The following is a 21,628-nucleotide window of genomic DNA, read 5'->3' as shown; positions in this document are numbered from 1 at the left end:
GAAACAAGCAGTACTACCATGAATTATCAGCAGTTGACCGAGGGCAGAAGATACCAGATTTCTGCTCTTTTGGAACGGGGAATTTCGGTTTCTGAAATAGCCAAAACCGTTCAGTGCCATCGCTCTACGGTATATCGGGAGCTTAAACGCGGCCGCAAAGGCAGTCATTATTGCCCAAGCGAAGCTCAGGCATTCTCAATCAAAAAACGCACATCAGCGCGTAAATACAGAATACCAAAGGAGCGTGTTGATTTTATCCGCCTCCTTCTAGAAGCAGATTGGAGTCCAGAGCAGATTTCCAGTGTATTAAATAGAGTCGGTGCCGCTGTCAGTCATGAGTGGATCTACCGATTTGTTGCGCAGGATAAACGCTTGGGAGGCAAGTTATATCGCCACTTGAGGCAAGGTCACAAGCGGTATCGTCGCGGTAGAAAAGAGAAAGCGCCAGCGATCAAGAATGCTGTTTCTATCGATGATAGGCCAAGCATCGTTGACAGTAAGGAGCGATTGGGTGATTGGGAAATCGACACCGTATTAGGTAAACATGGCACTGGTGCTATGGTGACCATTTTAGAGCGTAAAACTCGATTTTACGTGGTCAAGAAAGTGCCATCGAAGTCAGCAGATGATGTCACCCAAGCCACCATAGAGCTACTCATGCCTTATAAGGAACATGTCCATACCATCACGGCAGATAATGGGAGAGAGTTTGCAGGCCACGAAACCATCGCAAAGGCGTTGGAGGCTGATGTGTACTTTGCCCATCCTTATAGCTCTTGGGAGCGTGGAGCCAATGAGAATGCTAACGGGCTTTTAAGGCAATATGTGAAGAAAGGAACCGACTTAACAACGGTAACAGACAGCGATATTGAATTCGCTGTATCACGGATAAATTATCGCCCGAAAAAGTGTTTAGACTTCAAGCAACCAGCGATTGTCTTTAAAGAAATGGCATTGGCTGCTTGATATTGGAGAGTGTCGCACTTCGCAGTTGAATTCGGGCTTAACCAAGTTAAAAGAGCCGTATTAGTGTGCGATGGGTTAGTCATCGAATTAGAACATTTTGATTTACCGACTCAAATTCAAAACACACGCTCGTTAAAAATGATTAGAGAAGACTCAGAAAAAGAAGCATTAATAAAAATATTAGAATTACATGATGGCCAAGTATCTCTTGCAGCCAAAGAATTGAAAATTTCAAGGGCGACGATGTATCGATTGCTTGGTAAGCATAAAATAATTTCAGAATAGAATACGTTAGATTCAAAAATGTCACTGTAATCAATAATATCGAATGATAGTCTTGCTGGTGGTTTTTTGAGCGATGTTTGACTGGTTTTTGATATATAAATAGGTTAATAAATTGTTTTTATTTTGTTGCGCAATAAAAGCTTGAACAATTGGCTGAGGTGGTTAAAATTTAATCGTGAATTGAATTTCACTTTATATTTCAACTGGATTAATTAGTTACTTAGGAGGCACATGATGAAGCATTTATACTCTGACATTTTTGCATGTGCTAAACCGAATGTTACCCATTTCGCGTGTTTTTGTAACGCTCATCGAGTTATATCGATGGCTCTTAGCATGCGATCTGATAAACGAATTAACTAATTATTCCGTAACCTTTTGGCTGCGGAAAGTAAGCAGCCATTAGGATCATTGTCTTTATTCCCTGCTGAGCTGCTATTTTCCCCATTCATTGTTTGGAGAAAATTATGCGTCATTCTATCTATATTCAACTTGCTACATTATTAATTAAAGCGGATTTAAAACGAGAAGAAAACGCTTGGCTGCGTAAAGTACGTCGCGCTCAATATGAGATTCCGTTTCATAGCGAGCACTTACTACGAGATATAGGCTTAGATAAAACAGGCCGTCCTCTTGGTGAGCCACAAGCGGCAACTTATAAAGTTCAACGCCGTATTACTCTTATGCGTCGAATATTTCAGGCTCGACTGAGTCCATAATCGACCGCTGGTACTTTTTGAGTACCAGCTAAAAAGGGAAATGAGTGATCATTTCCCTTTTTCATTTTTTGAATTCAGCGTCGATATCTTATGGGCAAGGATTTGGAAATTGAACGCCAACTTGATAAAGATCCTGTAATAACTCATCAGATAGCTGAGTGTCGATGCTATCAATATTTGCTTTTAGCTGCTCCATTGTTGTCGCACCGATAATGTTAGACGCGACAAATGGCCGTTGGTTTACAAAAGCTAATGCCATTTGTACTGGGTCAATATCATGTTTATTGGCAATATCAATGTAAGCCTGGGTTGCGGCTTCACCTTGTGGTGTAAAGTAGCGAACAAATCGTTCGAATAAGGTGCAGCGAGCATCTGCTGGGCGAGCTCCATTGAGGTATTTACCGCTTAAGGTCCCAAATGCCAAAGGTGAATAGGCAAGTAACTCAACCCCTTCATGATGGCTAATTTCGGATAACCCAACTTCAAAACTTCGGTTGAGTAAATTGTATGGATTCTGGATAGAAACAATTCTTGGTAAATCATGCTTTTCAGCCAAACGCAGTAACGTCATTACACCCCACGGCGTTTCATTTGATACACCGATGTAACGAGTTTTTCCTGCTTTAACCAATTCCGCTAAAGCTTCTAATGTTTCAATTAAGCTGACTTCTTGTTGCTCATCTAAGTGAGGGTAGTTGAGTTGGCCGAAACAGTTGGTAGTACGTTGTGGCCAATGTATTTGATATAGGTCGACATAATCCGTTTTTAAACGCTGCAAACTACTGTTCATTGCCATATGGATATTACGGCGATCTAAACTCATATTTTCACGAATATGAGACATACGACCTGGGCCTGCCACTTTAGTCGCTAAGATGATTTTTTCTCGTTTTCCTGATTTTTCTAGCCAATTACCAATATATTCTTCGGTGGATCCTTGAGTTTCAGGCTTCGGTGGGACTGGATACATTTCAGCGGTATCAATGAAATTGACACCGCGTTCGAGTGAGTAGTCGAGTTGATTAAAAGCCTCTATCTGGGAGTTCTGTTCACCATAGGTCATTGTTCCTAAAGCTATTTTGCTAATTTCTAAAGTTGAATGCGGGATCTTATGATATTTCATTGCACATCCTTGGCTGATCGTTGAGAGAGCAATATTTGAATGTATAGCGTGATTGTTCAATATATCGCAAAAAAGCTTTAGTGGTAAGCCTGTTAGCTAGGGATGATTTTTTGTTCTAGACTGGATCATAGAGATGATCACCATTTGTCGTGTTGAATGTGTGGTGGTGGGAGGAGACGATGAAAAAACAGCAATTAACTCATTGGCTGCAAGCGAATAAGAAGGAAGAGTGTGAGCTCCCTAAAGTGTTTGTGGTCAGTTGTGCGGATCTTTCACACTATTCACTGGCAGTGGAATATAAACATCGACTTGAGCCTATAATGATTAAAGATCAGCTGGCTTATTTTAATTCTTTAGAATCGGTAAAAGAGGAGCTGAAAAAGTTAGGCTTATCGAGCGCTTATTTGCGTTTACATAACGCTTATGATGAGTTTGGCGTTGAAGGGCTAGACTTATTTCAAGATATAGAGTTGCATCTCGCTTCTTGAGGTTATTTTTGCTGAGAGTCTTTTTGTAAATGATGCAATAGAATATTTGCAGTGAACTGAGTGCGTAAATAAAAGCCTCGTGGTAGGGTTTTAATTGGTTGCCCATTTGCACTATACGCTTCGGTCAAGACTTTACTATTGGCGGCTTTCGGTCTGAGTTGCATTACTTCACCATGCTTAGCTGTGATTTGTTCTACTTTGCCTAGCACAATAAACTCCATCAACTCCTCCCAGTCTTGTTTTAGTTGCTGTTCTTCTTTTTCATTTGGAGACCACAAGATAGGTCGACCAACTCGGCGTTGCGCTAGAGGGATCTCACGTTCACCTTCAACTGGGATCCACAGTACTTTGGCGAGTTTATGCTTTACATGGCTATTTTGCCAAGTCAGTCCATCAACACCCGTGAGTGGGGCAACGCTAACAAATGTGGTCTCTAAAGGTTTACCACTAAACCCAATCGGGATCGTTTTGAGTTCAATGCCTAAATGCTCAAAGTCGGGTTGTGCTTTGCTGCCCGATTCTGCGCCTAAATGCCATTCAATCAACTGTCCAGTCCAGCCTTTTTCTCGTTTGAGATTTTCTGGAACTGAAACACCGGCTTCAGAGGCTAAAGACGCAAAAGAGCGACCAACGATCCATTCTGCTCGTTGCATCAATTCTTGTTCTGTCTTTGGAGGTTGTGGCATAACGAATGATCTGATTAAAAAATAAGTGTCCTATAGTACATTATTTTTAATTTGGATCTTAGTCACATCTATTTAATTTTAGCCCAGAAGTGAGTTATCCACAGGTTTTGTTACGACAGAGTAAAATAAAAGTACTTGCGATCATTTTATTCACATCAACCGTAATAAAAGAACATGTCTGAGGGGTTTTTGAGCGCTTTTAGCTGATCTGGTGTGGATAATATCAAGCGTGGTGGATCTTTAACCGATCTGTGTTTACAAAAGATCCTAAGGATCCTTTGGGTGTTTGAAATTTGAACTTTTATCGTTATCTAATTGTTTTAGATTGTTTTTATTTGTTTTTGGTATAAAAGATCGACAGTTGTCTCTGTGTACTTACTCACCCATTTATTCCTTTTCTCATTTTCTTCACACATTTATTCACAGAAATAGTGAATAAATCCCCCTTTAAGCAAAGATTTGTGTTGATAACTTATTCTTTGAGCTATTTTTATTATAAAAGTGGGCGTTAGGTAATAAAAAACGCGATATAGTGCACTTGAAATTTGCCCCTTTTGTGGATATGTGAAAAAATCACTAGTAACAGAGATTTATATTAGAGGTTAGCCGTGATTGATGGCGATGGTTACCGCTTAAATGTGGGAATTGTAATATGTAACAACCATGGTCAGGTATTCTGGGCAAAGCGATACGGACAGCACTCTTGGCAATTTCCACAAGGCGGTATTGATGACGGAGAAACTCCGGAGCAAGCGCTATTTCGTGAATTATACGAAGAGGTTGGGCTAACGAAACAAGATGTGAAAATTATCGGAGTCAGTCGTCATTGGTTAAAATATAAATTACCCAAACGTCTGGTTCGATGGGATTCCAAGCCTGTGTGTATTGGCCAAAAACAGAAATGGTTTTTACTGCGTTTAGAATGTGATGAATCAAACATCAATATGAACCGTGGTCGAACCCCTGAATTTGATGGTTGGCGTTGGGTTAGCTTTTGGTACCCAGTCAGACAAGTGGTTTCTTTTAAAAGAGATGTATACCGACGAGCAATGAAAGAGTTTGCTTCGATCGCCATGCCTTTTAGAGAGCCCAAAATCAAAGGTAAAAGAAAAGTGCGTCGATAAGCCTTATCCAGTTAACAGCTGGTAAGGCATCATGAAAGGTGGATGTGAATGCTGATTCAACTTAGGGATATCGTTGAACAAGTATCTAAAGCCGATGATATTCATCAAGCTTTGGATATTTTGGTGAAGGATACTTGTAAAGCGATGCAAACGGAATGTTGCACGGTTTATTTAGCCAATAACGAGCAAAGTCGTTTAGAGCTAATGGCGACTCAAGGGCTAAAGTTTTCCGGTCAGACGATTCATATTCCTTTTTCAGAAGGTTTAGTTGGTTTGGTACGCCGTAGTGCTGAGCCGCTTAACTTAGCTTATGCACAAAAACACCCTAACTTTAAATATTTTCCTGAACTTGGGGAAAATGTTTATCAATCTTTCCTCGGAACCCCGATCATTCATCGTCGCCAGATATTGGGTGTATTGGTGATTCAGCAACGATCGCCAAGATCATTTAGTGAAGTCGAAGAATCCTTTCTTGTGACACTTGCTGCTCAGTTGGCGGTAATTCTTGCTCATTCTCAAGCCCAAGGCCAATGGCAACTGAATGAAAACCAAGTCCATTCTTATAAAGGAATTGCGGCTTCGTCTGGTATTGCGATTGGTCAAATTTGGTGGGATGACACTCACCCCGATCTTTCTCAAATCGCCCCTGCTTCATGTTTAGATACGAGTAAAGAACAAGAGTGGCTTGCATTAGCCGTAGAGAGTGCGATTGCTGACTTCCGCCGGATGCGTAAACGCTTTGATAGTGAATTAAATAAAGATACCTTGGCGATCTTCGAGTTATTTATTCACTTGCTACATGATCCTATGCTGCGTGCCGATCTTAATAAACAGATTGAGAAAGGCGATCGAGCAGATTGGGCCTTGAGACAAGTTGTAGAGCTTTATGCTGAGCGTTTTGCCAGTATGAGTGATTCTTATTTGCGGGAACGAGCCAACGACATTAAAGAGCTTGGGCAAAGATTATTGTATTTTTTACACAATAGTGAAGTCCGTGCCCCTAGTTTTAAAAATCCGGTCATTTTAGTCGTTAGGGAGCTGACCGCTTCAATACTCGCGGCGATTCCTAAAGATAAGTTGCTTGCTGTCATTTCTTTAGAAGGGGCGGCTAACTCTCATGCGGCGATTTTATCTCGTGCGCTTGGTATCCCCGCGATTATGGGAGCACAACTTAAACCAGAGTCGGTATCGAATAAGCTTGGTATTGTGGATGGCTACAGTGGAGACATTTTTGTTGAGCCTGCTGCGCAACTATTGGCTGAGTATCAATCGTTAGCCAATGAAGAAGAAGAGCTTTCCGATTTGGTTGCTCAGGAATTATCGCAACCGGCAGCGACCAAAGATGGTCAACGTGTTGAATTGATGCTCAATGCTGGCCTTAGTGCGGACACGAATATTGCGGTTAACCAAGGGGTTGATGGCGTTGGCTTATATCGTACGGAAATTTCTTTTCTGCTGCACAATCGCTTTCCTTCTGAAGAAGAACAAACTCAACAATATAGAACCATATTGGCGACTTATCCCGATAAGCGGGTGGTGATGCGAACCTTGGATATTGGTGGGGATAAGGCACTCCCTTATTTTCCTATCGAGGAAGATAACCCTTTTCTTGGCTGGCGAGGTATTCGTTTTACACTCGATCACCCTGATATATTTCTGATCCAATTACGATCAATGCTAAAAGCAAGTACAGGGTTGGGCAATCTCAATATCATGTTGCCAATGATATCTGGATGCCAAGAAATAGATGAATCCCTGATGTTGATAGAGAGAGCATATCAAGAAGTTTCTTTTATCGACCCTAATATTCAGCGCCCTCAAATTGGCATTATGTTAGAAGTGCCCTCCATGTTGTATTTGTTACCAATGGTGGCAGATAAAGTCGATTTTGTGTCGGTTGGTACTAATGATTTAACCCAATACTTATTGGCGGTGGATCGTAATAACTCCCGAGTGTCTGAAGTTTATGAACATGTTCATCCTTCGGTAGTGATGGCATTAAAGCATATCTATGACATGTGCCAACAATATAAATTGCCGGTATGTATTTGTGGTGAGCTAGCGGGGGATCCTATCGGGGCATTGCTACTTATTGGCATGGGATATCGTTCATTAAGTATGAACACCTCGAATGTTGCGCGTATTAAATACATCTTACGTAAATCCGATTCGTCAGAACTGCAGGATTTACTGAATAAAGCAATAAAGCAATGCTACGGAAGCGATATATATAATTTGGTCTTTGATTATTTAGAACAAAAAGATTTAGCTGGATTTATCCGTGCAGGTAAGAAATAACGGTTTTCGATACTGCATCTGTGTAGGCTTTACTTTATTATACCCCCCAATGAATTGACTTTTTTATGTTTGATGGCACTAAAGCCACCAATCTTGGTCAGATACTATCTATTCTTTTAATTTTAAGCAGAGAGACTTTTATGAGTCAGGGATTTTTTGTCTTCCCACAGATTGATCCAGTCATTTTCTCTATCGGCCCGATAGGGGTTCGTTGGTATGGATTGATGTATTTACTTGGATTTGCTTTTGCAATGTATGTTGCGAATAAACGAGCAGATAAACCTGGAAGTGGTTGGACTCGTGAGCAGGTCTCTGATTTGCTGTTTGCCGGTTTTCTTGGGGTTGTACTAGGTGGCCGCATTGGTTATGTCTTATTTTATGGCTTTGATTATTGGATGGCTGACCCATTATATATTTTCAAAGTCTGGACGGGGGGAATGTCGTTCCATGGTGGCTTATTGGGCGTCATCACAGCGATGATATGGTACGCTCGTAAAAATCAACGCACTTTCTTTGGTGTGGCTGACTTTATTGCTCCGTTAGTACCATTTGGATTAGGTGCAGGCCGCATCGGTAACTTTATTAATGGTGAGTTGTGGGGACGGGTGACCGATGTGCCATGGGCGATGATTTTCCCAACGGGTGGGCCTTACCCTCGTCATCCATCTCAATTGTATGAGTTCTTTTTAGAAGGTGTCGTGCTGTTTTTGATTTTAAATTGGTTTATCCGTAAGCCAAGACCTGCTGGTGCGGTATCAGGTTTATTCTTGATTGGTTATGGCGTGTTCCGATTCTCAGTGGAATTTGTTCGTCAACCTGATGCTCAATTAGGATTATTTGATAATTTCATTTCAATGGGACAAATTTTATCGACACCGATGATCATCATTGGTGCCTTGATTATGGTTTGGTCATATAAAACCCAAAAGCCAACATCATACCCGAATGAAAAAGTGACTAAAGCAGCCAAAGGGAAGTAAGTTGTGAAACAGTATTTAGATCTTTGCCAGCGTATTATTGATGAAGGCCAATGGGTTGAAAATGAACGAACTGGTAAGCGTTGCCTGACGATTATTAATGCCGATCTAACCTATGATGTTGGCAACAATCAATTCCCTTTAGTCACGACACGTAAGAGCTTTTGGAAATCGGCAGTTGCTGAGTTACTAGGCTATATTCGTGGTTATGATAATGCGGAAGATTTTCGTCAACTAGGCACCAAAACTTGGGATGCGAATGCTAATTTAAACCAAGCTTGGCTCGATAATCCTTATCGTAAAGGTGAAGATGATATGGGGCGTGTTTATGGGGTTCAAGGTCGTCGTTGGGCCAAACCCGATGGCGGGCATATCGATCAATTGCGTAAAATTGTTGATGATTTAACACGTGGTGTGGATGACCGTGGTGAAATTTTAAATTTTTATAATCCTGGTGAGTTTCATATGGGCTGCCTGCGACCATGCATGTATAGCCATCACTTCTCATTATTGGGCGATACTTTGTACTTAAATAGTACTCAGCGCTCTTGTGATGTGCCTCTTGGGCTTAATTTTAATATGGTTCAAGTGTATGCGTTCTTAGCGATTATGGCGCAAATTACCGGCAAAAAAGCTGGCGTTGCTTATCATAAAATCGTTAATGGCCATATCTACGAAGATCAACTCGCCCCCATGCGCGATATCCAATTAAAACGCACACCATTTGATGCGCCTAAGTTTCATATTAACCCTAAGATTAAAACCCTGGAAGATTTAGAAACATGGGTAACATTAGATGATTTTGACGTGACCGATTACCAATGTCATGATCCGATTAAGTATCCATTTTCGGTTTAAAATTTAAATAGCCTGCAGTGAAATTTAAGCCCCTATTTGACATTACTTAGTCAATTAGGGGCTTTTTAATAACTCGGAAAAAACATATTATACATCTATAAGTTATCGTTTTTTCGAGGAAACAATGTCACATTTGAATTATAACCATCTGTATTATTTTTGGATGGTCTGCAAGCAAGGCTCAGTGGCAAAAGCTGCGGAAGCTTTGTTTTTAACACCTCAAACAGTGACAGGCCAAATTAAAGCGTTTGAAGAGCGGATGAATGGTAAGTTGATGAAGAGAAGTGGGCGCAGTGTTGAGCCTACGGAGCTTGGTCAATTGGTATTTAAGTATGCAGATAAAATGTTTGGCCTTAGCTATGAAATGCTAGATATCGTTAATTACTCACAACAAGAAAATGTGTTATTTGATGTTGGGGTGGCGGATGCATTATCAAAGAGATTGGTCAGTAAGATTTTATTAAACACAGTACCAGAAGATAACAGCATTCATTTACGCTGTTTTGAGTCGACTCACGAATTACTATTAGAACAACTTTCCCAGCATAAGCTGGATATGATTTTATCTGACTGCCCTGTAGACTCAAGCCAAAGTCCCGGTTTATATAGTAAAAAATTAGGTGAGTGTAAAATGAGTTTTTACTCTTCCCAACCTATTGCTCAAGATGACTTCCCCGCTATTCTTAAGCAAAGAAAACTTTTAATTCCAGGCAGAAGAACATCAATGGGACGTAATGTTATGCATTGGTTTGAAAGATTAGGAATTACACCGAACATTCTTGGTGAGTTTGATGATTCGGCATTGATGAAAGCATTTGCTCGTTACCATAGTGATGCCATTTTTCTTGCTCCTAATTTATACTTATCAGAAGTGGAAGATGAGCTGCCTTTGCACTTGATTGCAGAAGTCGAAGATTTAAAAGAAGAATATTATGTTATTTTTGCTGAACGGATGATTCAACACCCTTCAGTGAAAAATGTATGCGATGCTGATTTTAGCCGGTTATTTCAACCGCTAAATCACGATATCCAGATTAAACAATGAGGCGACAAGATGGATTTTAATGAGATGGAAAATAATCTTTCTCAAGCCGTGGTTCTGTTGAAAGCGATGGCGAATGAAAAACGATTACAAATCTTATGTATTTTACATCAAGATGAATTATCGGTAGGGCAGTTGTGTGAAAAGTTACCGCTAAGCCAATCGGCATTGTCTCAACATTTGGCATGGTTACGCCGAGATGGATTAGTCAGTACACGTAAAGAGTCACAAACCGTGTATTACTCATTGCAAAGTGATGAGGTAAAAGCACTGATTGAGCAGTTGCATCATCTGTATTGTGATAAATAATTTTTTCGAGATACAAATATCAGATATAAAAAAACCGGCCTAGGCCGGTTTTTAGCAATTAAACAACTTTAAAATTAAAGTGCTTTGATTGCTGCAGCAAAACGAGACTTATGACGTGCAGCTTTATTCTTATGAATAAGGCCTTTAGTCGCCATGCGGTCTAGTAATGGTGTAACTTCAACTAGTGCAGCAGTTGCAGCTTCTTTATCGCCAGCAGCAATAGCAGCGATAGTTTTTTTCATGTAAGTGCGCATCATAGAACGACGGCTAGCATTGTGCTGGCGACGTTTCTCAGCTTGGATAGCGCGCTTCTTAGCAGATTTACTGTTTGCCAAGGGTCTAACTCCCAAAAAACTTTAGTTCGGTGACAATTTAAGGGCGAGGACTATGCCTTTTTCCAAAAAAAATGTCAACAGATTTGTGCGAAAACCAATCTTTACCAAACAAAATTTTGGTGAAGTATGGCTATCGCGGTTAAGATGGCGTGGATTCTATCAGCATTTGAATTCCAATGCTATTAATTATCGCATTACAAAACCATTCCCTGGTACACCATTTATTCGAAAATCGTGATGAATTGGTTGCTGAGGGCTTTTTGTCGTTTATGGCTATTTTTTTATTGAGGCACTCGTGAGTCGAAAACTATTACGATCAGGGTTAATTGTTAGCGCGATGACATTTGTTTCTAGGGTATTAGGCCTAGTACGTGATGTTGTTGTGGCGAATTTGATGGGGGCAGGGGCGGCTGCAGATGTCTTCTTTTTTGCCAACCGCATTCCAAACTTTTTACGACGATTATTCGCTGAAGGCGCTTTTTCTCAAGCTTTTGTACCTGTGTTAACCGAATACCACGCTTCAGGAGATATCGATAAAACACGACAACTAATTGCTAAGGCATCGGGAACGCTTGGCGTTCTTGTTACGATAGTCACTTTATTCGGAATATTAGGATCCGGCGTTGTTACTGCTATCTTTGGCGCTGGGTGGTTCATGTCTTGGGTACATGATGGTCCGGATGCTCATAAGTTTATCTTGGCGAGTTTTCTTTTAAAGATCACTTTTCCCTACCTGTGGTTTATTACTTTTGTTGCGTTATCTGGCGCGATTTTAAATACTATTGGTAAATTTGCCGTTTCGTCATTCACCCCTGTCTTTTTAAATGTGATGATGATTTTGGCTGCGCTTTACATTGCTCCAAATATGGAACAACCCGAGGTTGGTTTAGCCATTGGTGTTTTACTTGGTGGCTTAGTGCAGTTTTTATTCCAAATTCCTTTTTTATTAAAAAGTGGCATGTTGGTTCGCCCGCAATGGGGCTGGAATGATCCCGGTGTCGTTAAGATTCGCACATTAATGATTCCAGCGTTGTTTGGCGTATCCGTTAGTCAAATCAATTTATTATTTGATACCGCAGTAGCGAGTTTTCTTGCTACAGGCTCTATAAGTTGGTTGTATTATTCTGACCGGTTATTAGAGTTTCCACTTGGTTTGTTTGGTATTGCGATTGCGACAGTGATATTGCCGGCCTTATCTCGTAAGCATGTTGATGCGGAAAGTGAAGGTTTTTCTAAAACAATGGACTGGGGGGTTCGCATGGTATTACTGCTTGGCGTGCCGGCTATGTGTGGCTTAATCGTGCTTGCAAAACCCATGTTAATGGTCTTGTTTATGAGAGGTGAGTTTGCACCTACTGATGTGCATAATGCTTCTTTGTCTTTATGGGCATACGCGTCTGGTTTATTAAATTTCATGTTAATCAAAGTACTTGCACCGGGGTATTACTCACGACAAGATACTAAAACCCCTGTGCGCTACGGCATTATAGCCATGGTGACTAATATGGTATTTAACGCAATTTTTGCGTATTTCTTTGGTTATATTGGCCTTGCCATGGCAACGTCTTTGTCTGCGTTGGTCAATATGGGATTGCTGTATCGCGGTTTACATATTGCGAATGTTTATCGACTATCAAAAGAAACCATCGTTTTTGCTTGCAAAGTAGCTCTTTCTGGTGGGTTGATGGTTGCCATTATTGACTGGCAAATGGCCGATTTTTCGGTTTGGCTTGAATGGTCGACAGCTTATCGAGCTATGTGGCTAGTGGGATTGATTGGCCTTGGTGCCGTTGTATATCTAATTTCAGCATTGTTATTAGGTATCCGTATGAAGCATTTAAAAGCGGATTAATTGAGAACAAGATCAAAGGCGCGTGATGCTCGCATCTTAAGGGCATTACGTATATAATTCGCCGGTTTAACGCGAAGCAAAAATTTGGTAAATAAAAACCGTATGGAATTGATTCGAGGCATTCACAATATTAAGACACATCACTCAGGATGTGTTCTCAGCATTGGTAATTTTGATGGGGTCCATTTAGGGCATCAACAAGTATTAAAGCAACTTTGTGAACAAGCTGAGACTTTAGGATTACCTTCGGTTGTGATGACATTTGAGCCTCAGCCAATGGAGTTTTTTGCGAAGCAAGCTGCGCCAGCAAGACTAACTCGACTACGTGATAAATTTGCTCAATTATCCAAATGTAAAATTGACCGTTTATTGTGTGTTAATTTTAATCAAAAGTTTGCCAACCTAAGCCCTGAAGACTTTATTAGTGAATTGCTCGTTAACAAGCTTGGGGTTAAGTTTCTAGTCGTTGGTGATGATTTTTGTTTTGGTAAAAATCGCCAAGGTGGTTTTTCTGACTTGCAAAAGGCGGCGGATAAGTACGGATTTAATGTCGTGAATACCCAAAGCTTTTGTATGCCAGCCAATATTGCCGAGCAAGTCGATTCACCTGTACGAGTGAGTAGTACCGCGATTCGTCAGGCTCTCGCTTGTGATGACTTGGCGGCTGCCGCGACAATGCTAGGCCGTGACTACAGTATCAATGGTCGTGTATCGCATGGTCGAAAATTAGGCCGAACGATTGGTTTTCCAACGGCAAACATTCCACTGAAGCGTAACGTGTCACCGGTTTCAGGTGTCTATGTAGTGAAGGTGGTTGGAGCCGATGACAACGCGGTTATTGGTGGTGTGGCGAATGTTGGTAATAGGCCAACGGTCAATGGTATTCGCCAACAACTTGAAGTGCACTTGTTTGACTTCAAGCAGAATTTATACGGCAAGCAACTTGAAGTTATACTGCTCCATAAAATTCGTGATGAACAAAAATTTGATTCATTCGATTTGCTGAAGCAACAAATAGAATTAGATGCTCAAGTAGCAAGGGTGTGGTTACTTGAACATAACATATTTTCAGAGATAGCTAAGTAAGCGTTAAATCTCTAAGAAAATCCTTATTTAATATCGCCCAATGTAACGGAATTAAGAATCGATGACTGACTATAAAGATACTCTGAATCTACCTGAAACAGGGTTTCCAATGCGTGGAAATCTGGCCAATCGTGAGCCAGAAATGCTTAAGCGTTGGTACAAAGAAGATCTTTACGGCGCAATCCGTGCTGCAAAGAAAGGTAAAAAATCCTTCGTATTACACGATGGCCCTCCATACGCCAACGGTGATATTCATATTGGTCATGCGCTAAACAAGATTCTTAAAGATATTATTATTAAATCAAAGACCCTTTCAGGCTTTGATGCGCCGTATGTTCCAGGTTGGGACTGCCACGGTCTTCCAATTGAGTTAATGGTTGAGAAGAAAAAAGGCAAACCAGGCCAAAAAATCTCGGCAGCAGAATTCCGTGAAGAATGTCGTAAATACGCGGCTGGCCAAGTTGAGGGGCAAAAAGAAAGCTTTAAGCGTTTGGGTATCATGGGCGAGTGGGATAAACCATACCGCACTATGGATTTTGGCACTGAAGCCAACATCATCCGCGCGCTAGGAAAAATTGCTGACCAAGGCCATTTATTGAAAGGTTTCAAACCTGTTCACTGGTGTACAGATTGTGGTTCAGCACTCGCAGAAGCGGAAGTAGAATATAAAGATAAAGTATCACCTTCGATCGATGTGCGTTTTAAAGCCGCTGATCAAGCTGCAACCATCGCTAAGTTTGATTGCAAAGAAGGTCATCAAGGTGAAGGTGATGTATCGATTGTTATCTGGACAACTACCCCTTGGACACTACCCGCAAACCGCGCAGTATGTTTACGTGACGATTTGGAATACGTATTAATCCAAGTTGAAGCGCACGGCGAGCATAAAGCAGAACGTATTATCGTGGCATCAGAACTTGCTAAATCTGTGATGGATCGCGCTGGTATCGAGCATTTCCACAACCTAGGTTTTGCCACTGGTAAAGATCTTGAGTTAACGCAATTTGCTCACCCATTCTACGATTTCAGTGTTCCTGCGGTATTGGGCGATCACGTTACGACCGATTCTGGTACTGGTGTGGTGCATACCGCTCCTGGCCATGGTCAAGAAGACTTTGTGGTAGGTAAACAATACGATCTAGAAGTGGCTAACCCTGTTGGTTCTAACGGCGTTTACTTGCCAGATACTGAGTTATTTGCGGGTCAACACGTCTTTAAAGCTAACGATTCTGTACTTGAAGTATTGAAAGAAAAAGGCGCGCTTTTACATCATCACGCTTATGAACACAGCTACCCACATTGCTGGCGTCACAAGACTCCGATCATTTTCCGTGCGACGCCACAATGGTTCGTATCGATGGATCAAGCGGGTTTACGTTCTAAAGCATTAGGTGCTATCAAAAATGTTGAGTGGATGCCTGAGTGGGGTCAAAGCCGTATTGAAGGTATGATCGAAGGTCGCCCTGAGTGGTGTATCTCTCGTCAGCGTACTTGGGGCGTGCCAATTGCTTTATTCGTACACAAAGAAACCGCTGAATTGCACCCTAACTCTCCTGAGCTTATCGAGAAAGTCGCTAAGCTAGTAGAAGAAAAAGGTATTCAAGCTTGGTGGGATGTCGATGCCGCTGAATTGATGGGCGAAGCGGACGCTGCTAATTACGAGAAAGTACTTGATACCTTAGATGTATGGTTTGACTCTGGTGTGACTCACTACGCTGTTGTAGATAATCGTGATGAGTTCAACGGCAACAGCGCTGATCTGTACCTTGAAGGTTCGGATCAACACCGTGGTTGGTTCCAATCATCATTGATCACATCGATCGCAATGAAGGATGAAGCGCCGTACAAACAAGTGCTAACTCACGGTTTCGTGGTTGATGGCAATGGCCGTAAGATGTCAAAATCTATCGGTAACGTGGTTGCGCCAAAAGATGTGACTAACAAGCTTGGTGCTGACATTTTACGTCTATGGGTGGCTTCTACCGATTACACTGGTGAAGTGGCGGTTTCGGATGAAATCCTAAAGCGTAGCGCCGATGCGTATCGTCGTATTCGTAACACAGCGCGCTTCTTCTTAGCGAACTTAAATGGTTTCAACCCAGCAACCGATATGGTCGCCCCTGAAGATATGGTGGCACTGGATCGTTGGGCGGTTGCTCGTGCTCAAGCGGCGCAAACGGAAATTGTTAAAGCCTACGAAGAGTACAATACTCACGGTGTAACGCAGCGTTTAATGCAGTTCTGTTCAATTGAAATGGGCTCATTCTACTTAGACGTGATTAAAGACCGTCAATACACCGCGAAACAAGGTGGCCACGCACAACGTAGCTGTCAGACGGCGCTTTACTACATCGTAGAAGCATTAGTTCGTTGGATGGCGCCTATCATGTCATTCACCGCCGATGAAATCTGGAATGAAATGCCAGCCAAACTACCAAATGGTGAAGCGCGCGATAAGTTCGTATTTACTGGTGAGTGGTTCGACGGTTTATTCGGTCTAGCGGAAGGAGAAGAACTTAACAATGAGTTCTGGTCTCAAATCCAAACGGTGCGTGCTTCAGTGAACAAGTTCTTAGAAGCGGCACGTAACGACAAAACCATTGGTGGTTCACTGCAAGCCGAAGTGACTTTGTATGCAGATGATGCACTAGCGGCAATGATTAACAAGCTTGAAGATGAGTTACGTTTCGTACTACTAACCTCAAAAGCACAAGTTAAGCCGCTTAGCGAGAAAAACGACTCAGCCAAAGAAACTGAACTTGAAGGTTTGTTTGTTGAAGTTGCCGCTTCAGAAGCTGAGAAGTGTGACCGTTGTTGGCACCATGTGGCGGATGTGGGCACGATTGCAGGTCATGAAACGATCTGTGGCCGTTGTGTTTCAAACGTAGATGGCGACGGCGAAGTCCGTAAGTTCGCATAATATGAGTAAGCTTATTAAACAAACAGGGCTTCGCTGGCTATGGCTAGCGGCTCTGGTGTTTTGCTTAGACATTGGCATTAAGTTAGTGGTGATGGATAACATGGGATACGGTTGGGCCAACCGTATTGAAGTGTTGCCGTTCTTTAATCTACTTTATGTGCATAACCTAGGTGCAGCATTTAGCTTCTTAAGCGATCAAGAAGGTTGGCAACGTTGGTTGTTTTCTGGCATTGCCTTTGCTGTGACTGCGATGTTGTTGTTTTGGATGCGTAAGCTACCTGCTACTGAGCGTTGGAATAATATTGCTTATGCTTTGGTCATCGGCGGCGCACTTGGCAACGTATTTGACCGAATTGTTCATGGTTTTGTGGTCGATTATCTGGATTTCTTCTGGGGTGATTATCACTGGCCAGCCTTTAACTTGGCAGATTCTGCCATTTGTATTGGTGCGGTTATGATTGTGATTGATGGTTTTCGTTCTAAAAAAGAGCAACCAGAAAGCTAATTCGTTACTCAAGCCTCAGTTTAAAAGCGCCATTGGTTTTCCAGTGGCGTTTTTTTATATAATTCGTTAACGTTTCTCGTGGCTCGAATCTCGTTTCTCGGGTAAAGATGATTTTAAAGAATAAGGATTTTTCGTGTCGATAATTACAGAAAATAGTACGGTAACTTTGCATTTCACTATTAAGCTAAAAGATGGCTCGGTGGCGGATAGTACCCACAACATGGGTAAAGCGGCTAAATTTACGATGGGCGACGGGAGCTTGAGTCCAAACTTTGAAACATGTCTTATCGGTTTAACCACTGGAGAAAGCAAAGCGATAGAGCTTGAAGCCAAAGATGCGTTTGGTGAGCCTAATCCAGATTTTATTCAATATATGGATAAAAGCCGGTTTAATGGTCAAGAGCTAGAAGTTGGCACCATCATGGCTTTCAATGGTGCGGATGGAATGGAAATCCCGGGGATCATTTCAGATGTGACAGGCGAATCAGTTAAGGTTGATTTTAATCATCCACTTGTCGGCCAAGATGTCATTTTTGAGGTGGAAATTTTAGAGGTTGCTTAATACTAGTGGTTGCCAGTGACTAACGAATAGGTAGAATAGCGCCATTCATTGCCACTTAAGTGACCGAAAAAGATGAGCCAAGACATGAAAATTTTGTTAGCCAACCCGCGTGGTTTTTGTGCTGGTGTTGATCGAGCGATTAGCATTGTTGAACGTGCGTTAGAAATGTATCAGCCACCGATTTATGTTCGTCATGAAGTGGTACACAATCGTTTTGTGGTTGAAGGCTTAAAGCAACGTGGCGCGGTATTTGTTGAAGAATTATCGGAAGTGCCTGACGATAATATTGTGATTTTTTCTGCTCACGGTGTATCACAAGCGGTTCGTCAAGAAGCGAAAGAACGTCAATTAACCGTATTTGATGCCACTTGCCCTCTGGTAACTAAAGTTCATATGGAAGTGGCTCGTGCGAGTCGCCGTAATATGGAAGTGGTGTTAATCGGTCACGCTGGCCACCCAGAAGTCGAAGGTACTATGGGGCAATACGCCAGTGAAACCGGTGGAATGTACTTGGTTGAGCGTCCTGAAGATGTCGCTAAGCTAGTGGTAAAAGATCCTACTCACTTACATTATGTTAGCCAGACAACGTTATCGGTAGATGAAACCTCTGATGTGATTGACGCGTTACGTAAAACCTTCCCAGAAATTCAAGGGCCGCGCAAAGATGATATTTGTTACGCGACACAAAACCGCCAAGACGCAGTTCGTATTTTAGCTGGTAGTGTTGATGTGATGGTTGTGGTTGGCTCGAAAAACTCGTCAAACTCAACTCGCTTAAAAGAATTATCAGAAAAGCTGGGTACGCCGGGTTATCTCACCGATTGTCCTGAAGATATCAATCCTGCTTGGTTTGATGGTAAAACCAAAGTTGGCGTGACGGCTGGCGCATCGGCTCCTGAAGAGTTGGTCAATCAAATTATTGATCGCATCAAAGAGCTTGGCGGGCGTGATGTCGAGGAAGTATTAGGGCGTGAAGAAAACATGTTTTTTGAAGTGCCAAAAGAGCTGCAAATCAAAAATGTAGAATAACGGGACTCGGAAAAGACGTTTCTCGCTGCTCGGAAGAGATGGTTCGAGAAAAATCTAATAAGGTCGTTAGATGAAAGTCTAGCGACCTTTTTGTTTTTTACCCAAGTCATACTCTAGGCTTTGACTATGCTAAAACCTGTCATTCCGGAAATGAGGGACAAATTATCCGGAATCTTTCACACCAATGAAACTTACGTGAAAGCGAGATCCCGCATCTTCTTCGCTTAGGATCATGTGCGGGATGGCGAGGTTGGGAATTGCTCTATCCCTGAATTCACGTTGTACTTCAAAGCTTAAACTACATAGATATATCGTCATCCTGAATAGTGAGGAACGAGCGTAGTTCAGGATCTCCTACAGCTTGTTGAGAGCTAAATTTTTGCAATGATTTTATTTGAACATTGATTGAGTAGCGAATCCACCGCACTGCTCAATGTTCTCTTGCACTAATGAAATTAACGTAAAATGAGAGTTTATCTTCATCCCCTAGTAGGTAAGTTTAACTCACTTTTGCCCCAATATCGTTTAGCGCAAATGCTCCATTGTTATTATTTAGTGGGGTTTTGCCTTATAAAACCTAATCCGCAAGGCTATGTGGTGGGGTGGCGGTTTTAGTTACCAAGCTATGCCTTGCTACGCAATTTTCTGCAACGTCTTCGGTTGTGTTGGACGGGGCTGGTGTATTCCATTAACTCTGTTTAATGGGTTTGCCCACGATGTCAAAACCGTATTGAATTTTTATTAAAAACAAGACATTATCGGTGTTTTTCAAGGTAGTTGTCACTACTTGCTTAATTATCAAGCAGCTTCTTTTTCTGGGTTCAGATGAACTTCTCCGATCGGCTCACTGTTCCTGATTTTCCCTGACCAGCGTTCTGGTCTTTTCTGGCGATGTTCCATCAACACCTTTGCTCGACGTTCCAAGATTTGCTTGTCTTTTCCACTATGGCGCTCTGATGGTGTGACAAAGTTTAAGCGACTATGTTTGTGTTCGGTGTTATACCAGACAACGAATTCAGCTACCCAAGCTCGACATACGTCTAGATCAATAAAACCTTTTGATGGCCAATTCGGCACATATTTCAATGTGCGGAATAAGGATTCCACATACGGATTGTCATCGCTGACTCGTGGGCGACTGTAGGACGAGATAATGCCCAGTTCTTCCATCTTAGCTTTGAACTCAATGATTTCATTGGAGCGCCATTATCGGAATGCAGAACCAGAGACTGATTGAAGCATTGCTCTCGCATCAAGGTTCGTTGCAGTAACTGAGCTGCCAACTCTCCGCACTCTCGGTCATAGACGTCATACCCAACGATTTTTCGGCTATAAATATCTTCGATCATGTACAGATAATAATGCTGACCACGAACCCCTGACGGCATGTACGTAATATCCCAAGTGAAAACCTGATTCGGCCCTGTAGCGGTGTAACTTGTTGGTCTCGATGATTTTTTCCGACTACGTTGGCGACCTCGATGGTTGAGTTGACCTTCTGCTTTCAAAACCCGATAAAAACTCGATTCTGATGCGATATATTCACCTTTATCCAGCAAGGTTGGGACGATTTGACTCGGTGGTAAACTCGCGTATTCAGGTGCGTTACTGACTTCAACGATCAACTGCCTTTCTTGCTTCGAGAGCTTGTTTACTGGCTCTGGTCGTGTCGCTATCGGCCTTTGATCTTCCTGTATTTCACCGCTCTGATACCAGCGACGGTAAGTCCGTAAATCGATCTCAGCTTCATGACAGGCATTCTCTAAGCGACAGCCGTTTTGACGAGCCTCATGGATGAGTGCAACCAAACTTTGCCTTTCATCGGTTGAGGTTAATCGTCCTCGGGTTCTTCCCCGTAAAAGGCTCTGAGCTTTTTTCTCAGCACCAGAAGAGCAGTGGTTTCTGCCAGCGCTTTTTCTTTGTAACGGAGTTCTTTCTTCAACTCTTTTATTTCATGTTTGTCCGCTTTTGCCTGTTTCTTGGCTTCCGCTTCTCGTTCTTTTTGAGTCATGAAACCGTGCATACATTCGCTGCGCCACTCTTTGATCTGCTCATGGTAAAGCCCCTTTTCACGACAATACTGACTTAACTCATGCTCTGTCATGGAAAAGGTTTCAGCAACTACAGCTAACTTAGTTTGGGCTGACCACTGCTCGGAGGAAGTATTACTATCTGGCACAACGGCTCCTGACTGTCTTAATGCGTTACGCCAATTGTACAGGGTTGCTTCACTGATGCCTTCTTCTTTTGCTACTTCCGCCACTGAACGAGAGTATGGAGGTAATAGCTTTTTCAATATTGCTTCTTTTCTTTCCTGCGGATAACGAGACATGACTTACTCTGTTACCGCCCCTAACTGGTTAAATTTTAACAGTGACAACTATCCTGCCAGAGGGGGGAAGCTTCCGATGCGAACCAAGCATTCTTTCTGGGAGAAAATACCTGCTCAGTAAGGTTTAAAAAT

The 21,628-nt window shown here is 42.1% G+C and carries 18 protein-coding genes and 2 pseudogenes; 16 read left to right on the top strand and 4 right to left on the bottom strand.

Annotated elements, in window-relative coordinates:
- Positions 1 to 18: 18 nt before the first annotated feature.
- The 3 genes and pseudogenes from VRUMOI_RS10125 to VRUMOI_RS10115 all read left to right on the top strand — a co-directional run bounded on the left by VRUMOI_RS10125 (position 19) and on the right by VRUMOI_RS10115 (position 1,970).
- Positions 19 to 966: an IS30 family transposase gene (locus VRUMOI_RS10125; RefSeq protein ID WP_110410612.1), complete on the top strand. Its 948-nt coding sequence runs from the start codon at positions 19 to 21 to the stop codon at positions 964 to 966.
- A gap of 36 nt (positions 967 to 1,002) precedes the next feature.
- A pseudogene (locus VRUMOI_RS10120) lies at positions 1,003 to 1,251 on the top strand (helix-turn-helix domain-containing protein); the annotation flags it as partial.
- Positions 1,252 to 1,718: 467 nt separating this feature from the next.
- Positions 1,719 to 1,970, top strand: coding sequence for a DUF1127 domain-containing protein (locus tag VRUMOI_RS10115; RefSeq protein ID WP_089138937.1), 252 nt, complete (start codon positions 1,719 to 1,721; stop codon positions 1,968 to 1,970).
- A gap of 88 nt (positions 1,971 to 2,058) precedes the next feature.
- Here the strand turns inward: VRUMOI_RS10115 and VRUMOI_RS10110 are convergent, their stop codons facing one another.
- Entirely contained in the window at positions 2,059 to 3,093 is a 1,035-nt protein-coding gene (locus tag VRUMOI_RS10110) for an NADP(H)-dependent aldo-keto reductase (protein WP_089138936.1), read from the bottom strand.
- Between the two features lie 179 nt (positions 3,094 to 3,272).
- On the opposite strand from VRUMOI_RS10110, the gene VRUMOI_RS10105 reads away from it, so the two are divergent.
- The gene (locus VRUMOI_RS10105) at positions 3,273 to 3,581 is read left to right on the top strand and encodes a DUF6482 family protein (RefSeq protein ID WP_089138935.1); all 309 of its coding nucleotides are present in this window, start codon (positions 3,273 to 3,275) and stop codon (positions 3,579 to 3,581) included.
- Between the two features lie 2 nt (positions 3,582 to 3,583).
- On the opposite strand, the gene mutH is transcribed toward VRUMOI_RS10105, so the two are convergent.
- Entirely contained in the window at positions 3,584 to 4,267 is a 684-nt protein-coding gene (gene mutH, locus VRUMOI_RS10100; protein ID WP_089138934.1) for a DNA mismatch repair endonuclease MutH, read from the bottom strand.
- Positions 4,268 to 4,875: 608 nt separating this feature from the next.
- On the opposite strand from mutH, the gene rppH reads away from it, so the two are divergent.
- The 6 genes from rppH (at position 4,876) to VRUMOI_RS10070 (ending at position 10,875) form a co-directional block, all read left to right on the top strand.
- Positions 4,876 to 5,391, top strand: a complete 516-nt coding sequence (rppH, locus tag VRUMOI_RS10095; protein ID WP_089138933.1) for an RNA pyrophosphohydrolase — start codon at positions 4,876 to 4,878, stop codon at positions 5,389 to 5,391.
- 48 nt (positions 5,392 to 5,439) lie between these two features.
- Positions 5,440 to 7,689: a phosphoenolpyruvate--protein phosphotransferase gene (ptsP, locus tag VRUMOI_RS10090; RefSeq protein ID WP_089138932.1), complete on the top strand. Its 2,250-nt coding sequence runs from the start codon at positions 5,440 to 5,442 to the stop codon at positions 7,687 to 7,689.
- A 140-nt stretch (positions 7,690 to 7,829) separates the two neighbouring features.
- Positions 7,830 to 8,669, top strand: coding sequence for a prolipoprotein diacylglyceryl transferase (gene lgt, locus VRUMOI_RS10085; protein ID WP_089138941.1), 840 nt, complete (start codon positions 7,830 to 7,832; stop codon positions 8,667 to 8,669).
- A gap of 3 nt (positions 8,670 to 8,672) precedes the next feature.
- Positions 8,673 to 9,524, top strand: coding sequence for a thymidylate synthase (locus VRUMOI_RS10080; protein ID WP_089138931.1), 852 nt, complete (start codon positions 8,673 to 8,675; stop codon positions 9,522 to 9,524).
- A gap of 124 nt (positions 9,525 to 9,648) precedes the next feature.
- Complete coding sequence (gene nhaR / locus VRUMOI_RS10075) at positions 9,649 to 10,569, top strand: transcriptional activator NhaR (protein WP_089138930.1); 921 nt, start codon at positions 9,649 to 9,651, stop codon at positions 10,567 to 10,569.
- Positions 10,570 to 10,578: 9 nt separating this feature from the next.
- Positions 10,579 to 10,875 (top strand): ArsR/SmtB family transcription factor, encoded by a 297-nt coding sequence (locus VRUMOI_RS10070; protein ID WP_089138929.1) that lies wholly within the window; start codon positions 10,579 to 10,581, stop codon positions 10,873 to 10,875.
- Between the two features lie 74 nt (positions 10,876 to 10,949).
- Here the strand turns inward: VRUMOI_RS10070 and rpsT are convergent, their stop codons facing one another.
- Positions 10,950 to 11,210, bottom strand: a complete 261-nt coding sequence (gene rpsT, locus VRUMOI_RS10065; protein ID WP_004739529.1) for a 30S ribosomal protein S20 — start codon at positions 11,208 to 11,210, stop codon at positions 10,950 to 10,952.
- A gap of 295 nt (positions 11,211 to 11,505) precedes the next feature.
- Here rpsT and murJ point away from each other — a divergent pair, with 295 nt between their 5' ends.
- The 6 genes from murJ (at position 11,506) to ispH (ending at position 19,164) form a co-directional block, all read left to right on the top strand.
- Positions 11,506 to 13,062, top strand: coding sequence for a murein biosynthesis integral membrane protein MurJ (gene murJ, locus VRUMOI_RS10060; protein WP_089138928.1), 1,557 nt, complete (start codon positions 11,506 to 11,508; stop codon positions 13,060 to 13,062).
- A 102-nt stretch (positions 13,063 to 13,164) separates the two neighbouring features.
- Positions 13,165 to 14,148, top strand: coding sequence for a bifunctional riboflavin kinase/FAD synthetase (ribF, locus tag VRUMOI_RS10055; RefSeq protein ID WP_089138927.1), 984 nt, complete (start codon positions 13,165 to 13,167; stop codon positions 14,146 to 14,148).
- 61 nt (positions 14,149 to 14,209) lie between these two features.
- On the top strand, positions 14,210 to 17,068 hold the full coding sequence (gene ileS, locus VRUMOI_RS10050) for an isoleucine--tRNA ligase (RefSeq protein ID WP_089138926.1): 2,859 nt from the start codon (positions 14,210 to 14,212) through the stop codon (positions 17,066 to 17,068).
- Positions 17,037 to 17,573: a signal peptidase II gene (lspA, locus tag VRUMOI_RS10045; RefSeq protein ID WP_394607251.1), complete on the top strand. Its 537-nt coding sequence runs from the start codon at positions 17,037 to 17,039 to the stop codon at positions 17,571 to 17,573. The genes ileS and lspA overlap by 32 nt, the downstream gene beginning before the upstream one ends.
- A gap of 133 nt (positions 17,574 to 17,706) precedes the next feature.
- Entirely contained in the window at positions 17,707 to 18,135 is a 429-nt protein-coding gene (gene fkpB / locus VRUMOI_RS10040) for an FKBP-type peptidyl-prolyl cis-trans isomerase (protein ID WP_089138924.1), read from the top strand.
- Positions 18,136 to 18,207: 72 nt separating this feature from the next.
- Complete coding sequence (gene ispH, locus VRUMOI_RS10035) at positions 18,208 to 19,164, top strand: 4-hydroxy-3-methylbut-2-enyl diphosphate reductase (RefSeq protein WP_162598362.1); 957 nt, start codon at positions 18,208 to 18,210, stop codon at positions 19,162 to 19,164.
- A gap of 798 nt (positions 19,165 to 19,962) precedes the next feature.
- Here ispH and VRUMOI_RS10030 read toward each other — a convergent pair.
- Positions 19,963 to 21,496 (bottom strand): annotated as a pseudogene (locus tag VRUMOI_RS10030) (IS3 family transposase).
- Positions 21,497 to 21,628 lie beyond the last annotated feature (132 nt).

The sequence above is a fragment of the Vibrio rumoiensis genome (assembly GCF_002218045.2).
GTDB lineage: Bacteria > Pseudomonadota > Gammaproteobacteria > Enterobacterales > Vibrionaceae > Vibrio > Vibrio rumoiensis.
The sequence above is the reverse complement of the archived record's forward strand: the minus strand, read 5'-3'. Positions and strand labels throughout refer to the sequence as shown.

What these genes read in the sequence shown, in the direction of transcription:
- VRUMOI_RS10125 (WP_110410612.1), top strand. Translation starts at nt 19, where the DNA reads ATGAATTATCAGCAGTTGACCGAGGGCAGAAGATACCAGATTTCTGCT.
- VRUMOI_RS10115 (WP_089138937.1), top strand. Translation starts at nt 1,719, where the DNA reads ATGCGTCATTCTATCTATATTCAACTTGCTACATTATTAATTAAAGCG.
- VRUMOI_RS10110 (WP_089138936.1), bottom strand. Translation starts at nt 3,093, where the DNA reads ATGAAATATCATAAGATCCCGCATTCAACTTTAGAAATTAGCAAAATA.
- VRUMOI_RS10105 (WP_089138935.1), top strand. Translation starts at nt 3,273, where the DNA reads ATGAAAAAACAGCAATTAACTCATTGGCTGCAAGCGAATAAGAAGGAA.
- mutH (WP_089138934.1), bottom strand. Translation starts at nt 4,267, where the DNA reads ATGCCACAACCTCCAAAGACAGAACAAGAATTGATGCAACGAGCAGAA.
- ptsP (WP_089138932.1), top strand. Translation starts at nt 5,440, where the DNA reads ATGCTGATTCAACTTAGGGATATCGTTGAACAAGTATCTAAAGCCGAT.
- lgt (WP_089138941.1), top strand. Translation starts at nt 7,830, where the DNA reads ATGAGTCAGGGATTTTTTGTCTTCCCACAGATTGATCCAGTCATTTTC.
- nhaR (WP_089138930.1), top strand. Translation starts at nt 9,649, where the DNA reads ATGTCACATTTGAATTATAACCATCTGTATTATTTTTGGATGGTCTGC.
- VRUMOI_RS10070 (WP_089138929.1), top strand. Translation starts at nt 10,579, where the DNA reads ATGGATTTTAATGAGATGGAAAATAATCTTTCTCAAGCCGTGGTTCTG.
- ribF (WP_089138927.1), top strand. Translation starts at nt 13,165, where the DNA reads ATGGAATTGATTCGAGGCATTCACAATATTAAGACACATCACTCAGGA.
- ileS (WP_089138926.1), top strand. Translation starts at nt 14,210, where the DNA reads ATGACTGACTATAAAGATACTCTGAATCTACCTGAAACAGGGTTTCCA.
- lspA (WP_394607251.1), top strand. Translation starts at nt 17,037, where the DNA reads ATGGCGACGGCGAAGTCCGTAAGTTCGCATAATATGAGTAAGCTTATT.
- ispH (WP_162598362.1), top strand. Translation starts at nt 18,208, where the DNA reads ATGAGCCAAGACATGAAAATTTTGTTAGCCAACCCGCGTGGTTTTTGT.